At 38.5% G+C, this 13,099-nt stretch carries 10 protein-coding genes and 1 pseudogene; 4 read left to right on the top strand and 7 right to left on the bottom strand.

Annotation, left to right across the window (positions count from 1 at the left end; all coding sequences use genetic code 11):
* Positions 1–15 precede the first annotated feature (15 nt).
* Both E0709_RS01605 and glpE read left to right on the top strand, forming a co-directional pair.
* Positions 16–1,497 (top strand): DNA recombination protein RmuC, encoded by a 1,482-nt coding sequence (locus E0709_RS01605; RefSeq protein ID WP_132299876.1) that lies wholly within the window; start codon positions 16–18, stop codon positions 1,495–1,497.
* Positions 1,481–1,807, top strand: a complete 327-nt coding sequence (gene glpE, locus E0709_RS01600; RefSeq protein ID WP_132299874.1) for a thiosulfate sulfurtransferase GlpE — start codon at positions 1,481–1,483, stop codon at positions 1,805–1,807. Before E0709_RS01605 ends, glpE begins: the two co-directional genes overlap by 17 nt.
* On the opposite strand, the gene E0709_RS01595 is transcribed toward glpE, so the two are convergent.
* A complete protein-coding gene (locus tag E0709_RS01595) occupies positions 1,800–2,114 on the bottom strand; it encodes a DUF5389 family protein (RefSeq protein ID WP_132299872.1) in 315 nt (104 codons plus the stop codon). The genes glpE and E0709_RS01595 overlap by 8 nt on opposite strands.
* Positions 2,115–2,167: 53 nt before the next feature.
* Between E0709_RS01595 and E0709_RS01590 the strand changes: the two genes are divergently transcribed.
* A complete protein-coding gene (locus E0709_RS01590) occupies positions 2,168–2,740 on the top strand; it encodes a rhomboid family intramembrane serine protease (protein ID WP_391540699.1) in 573 nt (190 codons plus the stop codon).
* A 58-nt stretch (positions 2,741–2,798) separates the two neighbouring features.
* On the opposite strand, the gene E0709_RS01585 is transcribed toward E0709_RS01590, so the two are convergent.
* The 6 genes and pseudogenes from E0709_RS01585 to malK form a co-directional block, all read right to left on the bottom strand.
* Positions 2,799–4,763 carry a site-specific recombinase gene (locus E0709_RS01585; RefSeq protein WP_132299868.1) on the bottom strand — a complete coding sequence of 655 codons (1,965 nt, stop codon included), beginning with the start codon at positions 4,761–4,763 and terminating at the stop codon, positions 2,799–2,801.
* A gap of 123 nt (positions 4,764–4,886) precedes the next feature.
* Positions 4,887–6,554, bottom strand: coding sequence for a ribonucleoside-diphosphate reductase subunit alpha (locus E0709_RS01580; protein WP_132299865.1), 1,668 nt, complete (start codon positions 6,552–6,554; stop codon positions 4,887–4,889).
* Positions 6,541–7,518 carry a ribonucleotide-diphosphate reductase subunit beta gene (locus E0709_RS01575; protein WP_132299863.1) on the bottom strand — a complete coding sequence of 326 codons (978 nt, stop codon included), beginning with the start codon at positions 7,516–7,518 and terminating at the stop codon, positions 6,541–6,543. Before E0709_RS01575 ends, E0709_RS01580 begins: the two co-directional genes overlap by 14 nt.
* Before the next feature lie 365 nt (positions 7,519–7,883).
* Complete coding sequence (gene malM, locus E0709_RS01570) at positions 7,884–8,783, bottom strand: maltose operon protein MalM (RefSeq protein WP_132299861.1); 900 nt, start codon at positions 8,781–8,783, stop codon at positions 7,884–7,886.
* Between the two features lie 87 nt (positions 8,784–8,870).
* Positions 8,871–10,135, bottom strand: a pseudogene (locus E0709_RS01565) (maltoporin).
* A gap of 152 nt (positions 10,136–10,287) precedes the next feature.
* On the bottom strand, positions 10,288–11,406 hold the full coding sequence (malK, locus tag E0709_RS01560; RefSeq protein WP_132299859.1) for a maltose/maltodextrin ABC transporter ATP-binding protein MalK: 1,119 nt from the start codon (positions 11,404–11,406) through the stop codon (positions 10,288–10,290).
* Between the two features lie 410 nt (positions 11,407–11,816).
* On the opposite strand from malK, the gene malE reads away from it, so the two are divergent.
* Positions 11,817–13,007 (top strand): maltose/maltodextrin ABC transporter substrate-binding protein MalE, encoded by a 1,191-nt coding sequence (gene malE / locus E0709_RS01555; RefSeq protein WP_132299857.1) that lies wholly within the window; start codon positions 11,817–11,819, stop codon positions 13,005–13,007.
* Positions 13,008–13,099 lie beyond the last annotated feature (92 nt).

Genomic DNA, 13,099 nt, shown 5'->3' with positions numbered 1-13,099 from the left:
AAGAAGGATTATGCCATGCAAGAATTATTACAACATCCCTATTTTTTAACCGTACTTGGGGTCGGAGCGGGTCTGTTGGTTTTATGTTTAATCTTATTATTTGTACTCTCACGGCGAAATCGTGATGTAGTGGAATTACAGCAGGATTTAAATAAAAATATTAATGATTATAATCAATTAGTGGATAAATTTGACAACCTAAGTGCGGTGAAAAGTCAGCAAGATTTAGCTGTTATGCAGTTGCAAACCAAAGAAGAATATTTAAATGTGGAAATTGCTGAACGAGAGCGCATTATCACTAAACGCACTGCTGAATTAGACAAAACTCGTGAAATTCTAACCGCGCTTCAACAAGAATTAGCTCGATCCAAAATTACTTTAGCCGAAAAAGAAAAAAGTTTACAAGAACAACAACAAACCTTTACCCAAAGTAGACAGCAATTAAGTGTCGAATTTCAAAATTTGGCAAACCGTATTTTGGAAGAAAAATCACAATCTTTTAGTCAATCCAATCAACAGGCGTTAGATAGCTTATTAAAACCGTTCCGTGAGCAAATTGAGAGCTTTCAAAAACGGGTTAATGAAGTCCATTCGGAAAGTGTGAAAGGCAATACCCTGTTAGAATCAGAACTAAAGAAAGTGCTTGAAATTGGGCTTTCCATGTCACAACAAGCCAATAATCTTACCTCTGCTTTAAAAGGAGAAAAGAAAACCTTAGGCAACTGGGGGGAAATTCAGTTAGAACGGACGTTACAATTAGCTGGCTTAGTAAATGGCGATCATTACTCTGCTCAAGCCCATTTTAAAGATGAACAAGGCAACCATAATTACCCTGATTTTGTGGTGCATTTGCCAGATAACAAACATTTAATCATTGATAGCAAAATGTCCTTAGTCGCCTATGAAAATGCGGTGAATGCAGAAGATGAACTACAACGCAGTCAATTTATGCGTGAACATATTAAGGCGATTCGCAACCATATCAATGATTTATCACAAAAAGATTACAGCAATTTAATCGGTATGCGTAGTCCGAATTTTGTGTTGATGTTTTTTGCGGTTGAACCTGCTTATATTGAAGCCATGAAAGCAGATGTAGAGTTATTTAATTTTGCTTATCAAAAAAATGTGATTTTGGTGTCACATACCACCTTAATGCCAATTTTACGCACCGTGGCGAATTTATGGCGAGTGGAACGGGGCAACGCAGAAGCCAAAGAAATCAGTGAAAAAGCAGGGGATATTTATAATCAAATTTGCTTGTTAGCAGAACGTTTGGCAAGATTAGGTGGAACATTAGCCACCGCAAGCTCTCGCTATAACGACACCGTGACGGCTTTAGTCGGGCAACAAGGTTTAGTGGGTAAAGTAGAACGCTTTAAGGATTTATCTGCCAAAGTTACTAAAACTTTACCGAACGTAGAATTATTACATCAAGATATAGAAACGGAAAAATTATTGATTTTAAAGGAAAACGCAGATGACACAAATAATTGATATTAGCCCTCAACAAGCATGGGAAATGTTGCAAACACAAACTTGTGCCTTATTAGATGTGCGTGATTGGCAACGTTATAGCCACAGCCATATTCCCGAGGCATTTCATTTAACGAATCAAAGCTATGGCGATTTCCAAAATGAATATGATTATGATGAACCCGTGATTTTAGTTTGTTATCACGGCGTGAGTAGTCGCAGTGTCGCCACCTATTTAATCGAGCAAGGCTATGAACAGGTTTATAGTATTATTGGTGGCTTTGAGGCATGGGAAAAAGCTGGATTGCCGATTGAACAGGGGTTTAGTTAAACCCCACAATCACTACATAGCCAACAACACACCAAAAAATCACCGCACTTGCAATTAATGCTTTTTTCGCCAAATTGGGATGACGTTGGTTTAGCTTAAATAAAATCCGTGCCATAATGGCTAATACAAAAGGATAAAGCCACATAGAAAATGAAATAAAAGTGCGGTTGAAATAATCTAGCTCTGGATTATCAAAAATAGCGGGGGAAAGCAGCAAGGATAATGGCCAAAACAATATAGGCAAGCAAAATCCAGCTAATAACCAACTAAAACCACTAAACCCGTCTGGCAAGCTTTTGTTTTCCATTTTTATCCCCATATATTAAGTTATGCTAAAAAATAAAAGGAATATAACAAATGCTGTCAAGTTTTAGAAGTCATCCGGCAAAATTTACTTTATTTATCACCGCACTTTGCGTAATTTTGTATATTATTGGTAATACTATTGATCTGGAAACTGAGGTTTTATTGAATACCATGCACTTTCCAGCAGATCAATTTGAGCAACAAGATTATTGGCGTTATTTAAGCCATACCTTAATCCATTTATCCATCACCCATATTGGTTTCAATCTAGCGTGGTGGTGGCTGTTTGGTGCTGCGATTGAAAAAAGATTTGGCTCGTTCACGTTGATTTTGCTCTATTTAGTATCAGGTATCGGCTCTGGTGTTGTGCAAAATTGGTCAACCGGTCCTTGGTTTTTCGGACTATCTGGCGTGGTTTATGCAGTCATGGGGTTTGTCTTTTGTGTGGATAAATTTAGTCCCAATACGCAATTTGATTTACCCGAAGGCTTTTTCACCATGTTAATGGTTGGGATTGCGTTTGGTTTTATCAGCCCATTAATTGGCGTTGAAATGGGGAATGCAGCACATATTTCTGGCTTAATTATTGGATTAATCTTTGGCTTTTTGCGAGCAAAAATTGGATAGTGGCATATAAATGATAGCAACATATAAATAGTGCGGTGTTTTTCACCGCACTTTTCCTTTATCTGTCTAGTTGCACTGGCAAAAATAGGCTTAACGGTCGCTTACGGATAATTTCACACAAGCAGCGACAAATTTCACACCAACTGTCAATTTCTGCATTTAACGCCCTTAATGCCACTCTTAATGCCAACGTAAAACTCACCACTAAATTCACCACACCAATGAGCAAAACAAAGCATATACTTTGTATTAGCATTTGCCAATCGAAATGACCACTCACTGCCACATAACCCACATTAGCCGATGAAAATGCCACATGGCGAATATCTAATGGTAAGCCAAGCCAATAACCCACCAATCCTGTTAAACCAAGCAACATACCGAAACAGAAGTTTCCCATTAAGGAACCATAATTATCATGTAAATAATGAGCGAATTTAATGCGGCATTTTTCTGGCATGATATATTTCAGTAGTGGATGATGCGGTAATCGCATTCTGAGATTGAGATAGTTACTACGATTATCAAAATAACCCGAAATAATCCCTGAACAGAATAACCATACACCAGCAATGGCAGCAAACCATAATGTCCCTTGGGTTGGATCAATGGAATGGAGTTGATAGTCAATCGCAGCAGAATCCAACAATGGCAATCCTGTTTTTTCTGCATAAATATACGCAATTAACCCACTCAATCCCATAGCAAAAGCCACATTGCCTAGCACCGCAATGGTTTGTGAACGTAATACGTCAATCAACAGTTGAGCTAATTTCATGTTCACCGCTCGTCCTTGTGGATTACGCTCTACCGCTTCGGCAAAACGGGCTGCCGTCATGGCGGGCTGTTTAGTAGCCACGGTAAAATGCAACATAAAAATCAGCATAAAGCCTAAACCATAGTTTAGCCCGTATGCTAGGCTTTTCCACGTTTTATCATCAATAATATCACCAAGATGAATTTTAAATAACGCCATTAAAGCAATTAAAATCCCTCCGCCCGCCGCAGAATAGAACATCGCAAAATATTCTTTTTTCGTACGAGTAACGTAATGTTCACCATGATCACTGGTATTTTGTGCAATAGTACGAGATAACATACCGGCACTCTGTTTCCAAAGGACGCCGATATTATGCTGATCAGTGGCTGCACTGGCAAAAATTTCCGTGGCTTGTAGTACGCTGAGTAGGGATAATTTTCTCTCACTAAATAATCTTTTAAGCATCACCAAACGCTCAAGAGTTTGGTTTAAACGTTCTAATAAATGGGCGACCGCTAATGAAGAACCTGCCACGGCACCACGTTTGTGAAAACGATCAATTTGTTCTCGGCATTGCAATATCATGACTTGTAAATGGCTATCATCATAATCTTCACCCTGTTGTTGGGCGGTTAACCACAATGCCACTTCTTTTTGTAACGCGACAAAAGGCGAATGAGCATCTAATAACGTTGGATCTAATCGCATTAATTCGGGCTCCAAATCTTCCGCCGCCAACCAAATCGCTAACATTTCAATGGCTGAATAGCCTTCGTGATAAAGATGTTGATACAACCAATTCTGATCTTGTTGCTCAGTATATTGTTCCAATGTCGCAAATAGGCTTATCCATGTTTTGGCTGAAATTGCCTTAAGCCACGCCATATCTTTACGATCATGAAATAACATAAAAAACACATCACGCAAATCTTTGCTGTCTTTAAAGGCAGGATTGAGTTTTTCATATAAACGTTGCTTCATTTCTTTGCCAAAACCGTCACGGCTTAAAATGCCACTACTGACCAGCAAAGGATATAAACGTATTTGACAGAGCCAACGGCATAATAAGGTGGCAATGCGTTTGGCTAAAGTTGGATGTTGTTGTAATAACTCAGTAAATAGTTTAATGCGTTCATTTACTTGAAATTGTCCGCCATCACGTAAATATTGACAAAATAACTGGAGCAAAACAAAAGGATCGGTTTGCTGCTCAATATCCGCTAATAATTGATCCAGTCGTTGTTGAATAAATGGTATGGTCATAATCTCCCTTTTCTTTGTGTAACCCTATTATGATTACATTCTGAGACCAAAAGTTCAAGCTACAAAAAAGTGCGGTGAAAAAAGTTTGATTTTTTCACCGCACTTCAGGTTTCTATTTAGCTATTAGCCTTCGCAACTTGAACAACTTAATAGGTTACGATTAAACACTTGTGCAGCACTCATGCTGTATTGATAATAAATAGATTTTAGGCCTAATTCTTCGGCGGTTAAGTATAACTGGTTCAGGTCTTTTGCTGGTGTAGCTGGATGAACCATGATGTTAATACTTTGCCCTTGGTCAATATATTTTTGACGTTGTGCCGCTTGCTGAATCACACTTAACTGACTGATTTCAGAGAATGTTTTAAATACTTCTTTTTCTTCGTCAGTCAACTGTGATAAATGTTGCACCGAGCCATCATGCAATAAAATGCTATCCCAAATTTCGTCTTTGTCTAAGCCTTTCTCTTGTAATAATTTTTCCAAGAATGGATTTTTATAAACGGTTTTGATTTTGGCTAAATCTTTGACATAATAATTGGATTTAAACGGCTCAACAGAGGGTGAAACACTGCCTAAAATAAAGCTACTGGATTTGGTTGGCGCAATACTCATCAATGTGGTATTACGGCGACCATAGCCTTGTAATAATTCCGGCTCACCAAAACGCCGTGCTAATTCTTTTGATGCGTTTAAGGTTTTCTCTTTTAAGAGGCGGAACACTTCATTATTTTTTTGCATCGCGTCAAAGCTATCAAAAGCAATATTGCTGGCTTGTAAATAACTGTGCCAACCTAACACGCCTAAGCCCAATGCCCGGTGACGGCGAGCAAATTTGTTAGCACGTTCTAGAAACGGCACATGTTGGCTTTTTTCAATAAATTCGCTCATGACCACATCTAAGAAATAGGTTAATACTTCAGGGGCATCGGTATCTTTCCATTCATCAAAATAAAGCAAGTTCATTGATGATAAACAGCACACAAAACTTTCGTCTGCACAAGCAGGTAGCATAATTTCGGTACAAAGATTTGAGGCATGTACCACCATGTTTTTATCTTTATACACATCTGGACGCCCAACGTTCGCATTATCTTTAAAGAACAAATACGGAATACCCGTTTCGGTTTTACGTTGTAATAATTTCGCCCAAAGTTGACGTTTATACGGATCACCTGCTTTCATGCTTTCTAACCATTCGTGACCGATACAAACACCATAATACATTAACTGAATCGGATTACCCTCAGTATGAATATCCAACCATTCATCAATATCACCATGTTCAATATCAATATAACCAGCAAATTGTCCTTTACGAGAGGTGCCTTGTGAAATCACGTCAATCACGGTGTCAAACAGTTTGGTAAAGTTAAATGAACCATCTGATTTACCATTATTTTTAATGCTAGTTCCACGTGGACGAATATCACCAAAATAGGCTGACGTTCCACCACCGATTTTACTCATCATACCCACTTCGGCGGTAGTGACCATAATTTCGTGAATGGAGTCACCAATATAACTACCAAAACAGGAAATTGGCAAACCACGATCTAAACCAAAGTTTGACCAAATTGGTGAAGAAAGAGAAAAATAACCACGTGCCATATAGTGATAAAATTTATCCGCATAGCCTTCGATACCAAGTTTGTGTTCGGCATGTTCAGCGATAAAGCGAATACGATCTAATGCGGATGTTCCTTCGAGCAAGTAACCACGTTGCAAGAACAAACGGCTATCTTCGTTTAACCAAGCGAAGTCTGGACGGTTTGGATTAGAATAAGTCATCGGCGGTAATCTGTTTCATTTTTTTACTGTAATCAGTGCTACGTTTATAGAAGAAATCATTTTCTTTAGTAGAAAGGATTTCAATATCGAACCACTGGGTTTCTTTTAATAATTCAGGATCAATATTATGTGGGGCGGTCAATCCTAAGGTAGTTAATGAATTATTGTAACGACTTTTAATATAATTTAACGCCGTTTCTTTACGGATAAAACTTAAATCACCACCTTCAAAAATCCAGTCTAAAATACCGCACTCTGCTTCAAAAGCTTGGTCGGATAAAGTTTTGAGATCGGTAAAAAATTCTTCAGTAAATAAGTCTGAATGTTCATCACGTAAAATTTCATACAACGCAATGCCAAATTTACCGTGAATTTCTTCCTCTTTTGAAGTGGCTTCTACCGCATTAGAAATCCCTTTGAATAGATTTCTATGCTTATTGAATGACATCATAATTAAGAATTGACTGAACAAGGAAATATGTTCCACGAATAAAGAAAATAAAACTAAAGACAATACAAACTCGCCTTTGCCAGCATCTTTTTCTTTCATAAAACTTTCCATATAACGAATACGCTTCATTAATGGCTCAATGTCCTGAATTTGCGCAAACATATCGTTTAAACCCAATTTTTCTAGCAAGAAAGAATAGGCATCTTTATGGCGTACTTCTGATTCTGCAAAGGTGCCACCCACATCATCCATTTCTGGTTTCGGGAAATAACGATATAACTCACCCCAGAAACGTTTTACATTCACTTCTACTTGCGAAATGGCTAACATCGCGCGCGTCAACACTTGGCGTTCGTGATCGTTAATAGTGGCACGGTAATCTTGAATATCACCGGTGAAATTAAATTCGGTATGCAACCAATAAGAATGACGAATAGCATCTTTGAACTCAAGCAATTCGGGATATTCATAAGGCTTAATATTCAAGCGTTTTTCAAAAAGATTTCTGGACATAATGGGTTCACCTACCTGTGAAAAAATGAAAATGTGGGGGTTATTTTAGACAAAAAAAATCAGATAACAAGACTTGACAAATGGCAAATTTAACATCTTTTTAATAGTGTTTTGATTTATAAAGGAAAAAATTTTTAATTTTTTTATTAGCATATATATGGGTTTTTATAGTTAGAAAACACAATATGTTGTGTTTATGCCCAAATTCCGTATGTGAGTGCGGGGGACTAATCGCCCTGCACTGGCGTACAAGGCTACGGATGTGACGATGCTCCGCATCTTAATTTAGCCAAGCCCCTGCGGGGCGTGATTTGCTTAACCCCGTACGTGAGTGCGGGGGATATGAGTGCGGGGGGGATATATGATTATTTCGCTGAAACCTGTTTTAAAAACGTTTGTCTTGGACTGGTTAAGCCTAATTTTTCGGCTTCATTGACCAAATTCATCGCTTTATTAATATCATTGGCTTTTAATGCTTTGCTTACCGCTTGATTGAAATACGCTTCGGTATCTTTATCAACTGCTGTCGTAACCGCCTGTTTATTCCCTTGGCTCGCTTTGGCGACAGTTGCTGTCGTTGTTGCCGTGGTTGCTGTTGTCCCAACAACTGTACTGGTCGTTTTTTTAGTGGTTGGCAAAATATCGGATAATCCAATAAATCTTGTACCTGAGCCATTGCTTACATTCACTGCCACTTCACCATGGCGGCTATGTTTAACCACAATATCATCAATCGCTGGCGGTTGGGTGCCTGTAGCTTTAGCATAGGCTTTAGCAGGATGTGGCACCGTGGTGGTTTTGCTTAAATCCTGTGCGGTGGTATAGATTAACAAATAAATATAATCCTGATTTGCCGTTGGGGTTAAATCTAATTCTGCGGTAAAGCGATTAGGTTGCATACCTCGTTCTTCTTTAAATTGGAAGTGCGAAGAATCATATTGTGCCGCAAGATTAAAATTGCTATCTAAAATCACCGCACTTGGAATAAAAACATTGTTATCGGCAACTGGGCTGGTAATTTCAATACTTAATGGACCTTGATTGGCAGGAATCCGATAAGCGGCTACAGGGCTTTCTGTACCAGCGAAAGACGTAGTAAAGGCTTGCTTTTGTTGTTCGGATAATTCAGTGGTTAGGGTTTTAGAAAAAGTAACATCTTGCCATGGCAAATTTTCCATGGTTTGCGGATTAATATGCACCGTTTGAGCAGAAACAGGCAAGGCAAAACAAGCGAAAAGTGCGGTGAGAAATAAAGATTTTTTCATATTAACCTCTCTACAATATGAATAAAAAAGGAAATAGCTATCCGTTTAGGATCATCAATAAACGGATAGCCAAGTTTTAGCTCAGGATTACCACCAAGCTTCAAATTGTACACCCATGACAAATTCACCGTCTTTGGCTTTATAGCCAGCATCAGTACGGTTACTTTGATTAAATTTATCATTCCAGTGTGCATAAGTACCAAACACGCGAATAGCTGGTCTTGCCCAAATGCTATCACCGGCTTGCCATTGTTGTGCAAGGGTCACTTTGGTTAAATCATTTTTCTTACCTGAGGCTTGATCTTTAATGCGGTCATAACCTAATTCAACTAAGGTACTCATGGTTTTCGTCCATTTATACATTGGGCGAATACCCGCCGAATACCATGTTTTACCTTGATTGTTATCTAAATCAGTTTTTTCATAGATTAAGGCATACATGGTTTCAATTTTATCACTTAATTGCACCACACCGTGATCGATAACGCGAATCATTTTACCGTTGTTATTAACAGAAGAACCCTGTGAATGTCCAGTATTCCAAGATGTCATGGAGTCTGTGGCATATTGTACCACGAATTTATTGAAACCACCGAAGAAGTTACCTTGCGTATGTTCAATAGTTGCCATAAAGCCGTCTTTTGAAGCATTTTCTTCTAGCCAAGTACCATTTTTAGTTCTAGCACGACCATAATCTACACCAAATTCTAAACGACCATTCTCACTCACCTTAATATCCGCTAAACGGGCATCAAATACATCGTTACTCACGTCTTTATCTTTATTAGATTCCCATCTTCTGGTTTCTGTGTTATAACTCCAACTATAAGCACCACCAGCATCGGTATTACGAGTCACCGCCAAAGATAATTTACCAAAACCTAAATCAATATTTTCAACCCCCGCACCAGGACCTGAAATATCCCAGTAATAGAAGTCATTCATGTGAACATCATGACGTTGATAGAACCGTTTACCAGCCCATAATGTGGCACCTGGTAAGCTGTCGGCAAAGTTTTTGAATTGTACGTTAATTTCACGTAATGCTGGGCTAGTTTCTTCCCAGTCACCTTGTTGACTGACGGAATAGGCTAAGTTTGAGTCTAAATAAATAGATTTTTCGCCGTCCTTAAACAGTTCTTGACCTAATTTAAATTCCGCATAGGTTTCCGCTTCGTTACCTAAACGATATTTAGCCCCCCCCCATTCACACCGAATGCAGTTTGTTCGCCACTGCCTGATGTCCAACCGATACCAGAACGGGCATAACCATGGAAATCAACGGCAAACGCCTGAGATGAAAAAATAGCACCTGTTACAGCTAAAGCAAGCAGAGTTTTTTTACTATTCATAATATTGGCCTCTTATATTTAGTTTATACAATGCAATACTTTGCAAGTATTGCTATCTTTAATGGTGTTCATAATGTATGAATACCAAAATGCGTTTCTGATGCTCACAATCCCTAAAAAATCTTATCCATTTCACACCGCACTTTTGTGCATTACACGCCAATTTCTTTAAATAAGCGTTGGCAAGCGGTGCCGTCTTCCTTAAATAAATGACAGCGTTCTGGTACGATACCAATATCAATGGTTTCACCGTCATTCACTAACATAATGTCTGGCTGGCGATAAACTAATGTGGGTTGTTTAATCTCTGGAATTTCAAGATGAATTTGGGTTTCATTACCTAACAATTCCACCACTTGCACAATACCTCGTAAGGTCACTTGTGCTTTATTCGACGGAATTAAATGTTCAGGGCGAATACCGAGCGATAAACTTTCCCCGACTTTTACCCCAACACCCGAAACAGGAATCCAAAAACAGTGATGATTGGCATCGGGTAATTCAATCTGAACTCGCTCTTTTTCCACCGCCGTGACTCGTACGGGTAAGAAATTCATTTTCGGTGAACCAATAAAGCCTGCCACAAAGCGATTGGCAGGATAATGATATAATTCCAATGGCTTACCCACTTGTGCAATACCACCCGCTTTTAACACCACGATTTTATCCGCCAAGGTCATGGCTTCAATTTGGTCATGGGTCACATAAATCATGGTACGGTTTAAGCGTTTATGTAATTTTGAAAGCTCTACTCGCATTTGCACTCGCAATGCAGCATCAAGGTTGGAAAGGGGTTCGTCTAATAAAAATACATCAGGCTGAGAAACCAGTGTACGACCAATGGCAACACGTTGACGTTGTCCACCAGATAAGGCTTTGGGTTTGCGATCGAGTAAATGGGCTAATTGTAAAATTTCTGCCACTTGATTGACTTTTTTCATTCTATCGGCTTTGTTGACACCCGCCAATTTCAAACCAAAACACATATTTTCTGCTACATCAAGGTGGGGGTACAACGCATAGGATTGGAATACCATACCGATACCTCGTTTGGACGGCTCGACATCATTCATGCGTTTTTCACCAATATACAAATCACCGGAAGTAATATCTTCAAGTCCTGCAATCATGCGTAATAAAGTGGATTTTCCACAACCAGACGGTCCCACAAAAACCACAAATTCGCCTTGTTGGATCTCTAAATTAATATCTTTGGATATATGAACGTCGCCATAAGATTTGCATACGTTGCGTAATGATACATTAGACATAAATACCTCTTATTATATATTTTCGTTTCCGCTATACCCATGAAGTTGGTCAATATAGTGGAGTCTTTTACTAAAAAACAAATCATCCTATAAGGATTTTTTTAAGTATGAGTGATTATTTTGTGTTTTCTCACAAAAAAAATAACTCGCCGTTTTTTTTTATTAATTTTGTGATCCAAGTCTCGTTTTTGACAAAAAATTTTATGCTCTTAGTCACATTTCTGCTTAAATTATGGAGTAGATCACATTTTTGGAGTGGGGGGCGTAGAGTGGGGAATGATGAATAATTGATAAAAAATCTTCATTCTTAGCGGCAGTAAATACAGAATTTCATTGCGTTATAAACGAGATATTGTGAATAATGACATGAATATTCAACTTAATATCCCTTTATATTATAGGAGAAAACTATGAAAAATCAAGTAATTAAATTTGCTTTAACGGCAGCAGCAAGTTTAGTATTATCGACTTCTGTCGTGGCCAAAATGACCGAAGGTAAATTAGTCATTTGGATTAATGGTGACAAAGGTTATAACGGTTTGGCTGAAGTAGGTAAAAAATTTGAAAAAGATACTGGCGTCTCTGTATTGGTTGAACATCCAGATAAATTAGAAGAAAAATTTGCCCAAGTGGCATCTACTGGTGATGGTCCGGATATTATTTTCTGGGCGCATGACCGTTTCGGTGGTTATGCACAATCTGGATTACTGGCTGAAATTCACCCAAGTAAAGAATTTAAAGAGAAATTTGTGGATTTCGCTTGGGATGCCGAAACTTATAATGGCAAAATTATCGGCTACCCAGTAGCGATCGAATCTTTATCCTTGATTTATAACAAAGAGCTTGTTAAAGAAGCACCAAAATCTTGGGAAGATATTGTCGCGTTAGATAAAAAACTCAAAGCGGAAGGCAAAAATGCCATTATGTGGAATTTATCTGAACCGTACTTCACTTGGCCAGTGGTTGCATCAAATGGCGGTTATGCCTTTAAATTCAGCAATGGTAAATATGATGTCAATGATATTGGCGTAAACAATGAGGGTTCACAAAAAGCCTTACAATTTGTGGTGGATATGGTGAAAGACAAAGTCATCAATGCGGATATGGATTACTCTATTGCAGAAGCTTCTTTCAATAAAGGACAAACCGCCTTAACCATTAACGGACCTTGGGCTTGGGGCAATATTGAACAAAGTAAAATCAATTATGGTGTGGCAGTGTTACCCACTTTAAATGGTCAAGCGTCTAAGCCTTTTGTGGGTGTATTAAGTGCCGGTATCAACTCCGCCAGCCCAAATAAAGATTTAGCCACGGAATTTTTAGAAAATTATTTATTAACCGACGACGGATTAAGTACGGTGAATAAAGATAAACCGCTAGGTGCGGTAGCATTGAAATCTTATCAAGCGGAATTAGCGAAAGATCCACGGATTGCCGCAACCATGGAAAATGCGCAAAAAGGTGAAATTATGCCAAATATTCCACAAATGAGTGCGTTCTGGTATGCTGAACGTAGTGCGATTATAAATGCGGTAAATCAACGCCAAAGCGTGAAAGACGCATTAGATGATGCACATAGCCGTATTCAAAAACAACAATAAGGTGTTATCTCCATTTGGGAGAAAGTAACTTGTTAAGTATAATTTATTTTTAAATAGGGAATATGACATAGAGGTGAATCCTCCTATTCACC

Origin of the sequence: Lonepinella koalarum, from assembly GCF_004565475.1 — a bacterium.
Lineage (GTDB): Bacteria > Pseudomonadota > Gammaproteobacteria > Enterobacterales > Pasteurellaceae > Lonepinella > Lonepinella koalarum.
This window is presented reverse-complemented; position numbering and strand designations above follow the sequence as displayed.

Coding starts and splice junctions, on each gene's coding strand:
- E0709_RS01605 (WP_132299876.1), top strand. CDS start 16: ATGCAAGAATTATTACAACATCCCTATTTTTTAACCGTACTTGGGGTC.
- glpE (WP_132299874.1), top strand. CDS start 1,481: ATGACACAAATAATTGATATTAGCCCTCAACAAGCATGGGAAATGTTG.
- E0709_RS01595 (WP_132299872.1), bottom strand. CDS start 2,114: ATGGAAAACAAAAGCTTGCCAGACGGGTTTAGTGGTTTTAGTTGGTTA.
- E0709_RS01585 (WP_132299868.1), bottom strand. CDS start 4,763: ATGACCATACCATTTATTCAACAACGACTGGATCAATTATTAGCGGAT.
- E0709_RS01580 (WP_132299865.1), bottom strand. CDS start 6,554: ATGACTTATTCTAATCCAAACCGTCCAGACTTCGCTTGGTTAAACGAA.
- E0709_RS01575 (WP_132299863.1), bottom strand. CDS start 7,518: ATGTCCAGAAATCTTTTTGAAAAACGCTTGAATATTAAGCCTTATGAA.
- malM (WP_132299861.1), bottom strand. CDS start 8,783: ATGAAAAAATCTTTATTTCTCACCGCACTTTTCGCTTGTTTTGCCTTG.
- malK (WP_132299859.1), bottom strand. CDS start 11,406: ATGTCTAATGTATCATTACGCAACGTATGCAAATCTTATGGCGACGTT.
- malE (WP_132299857.1), top strand. CDS start 11,817: ATGAAAAATCAAGTAATTAAATTTGCTTTAACGGCAGCAGCAAGTTTA.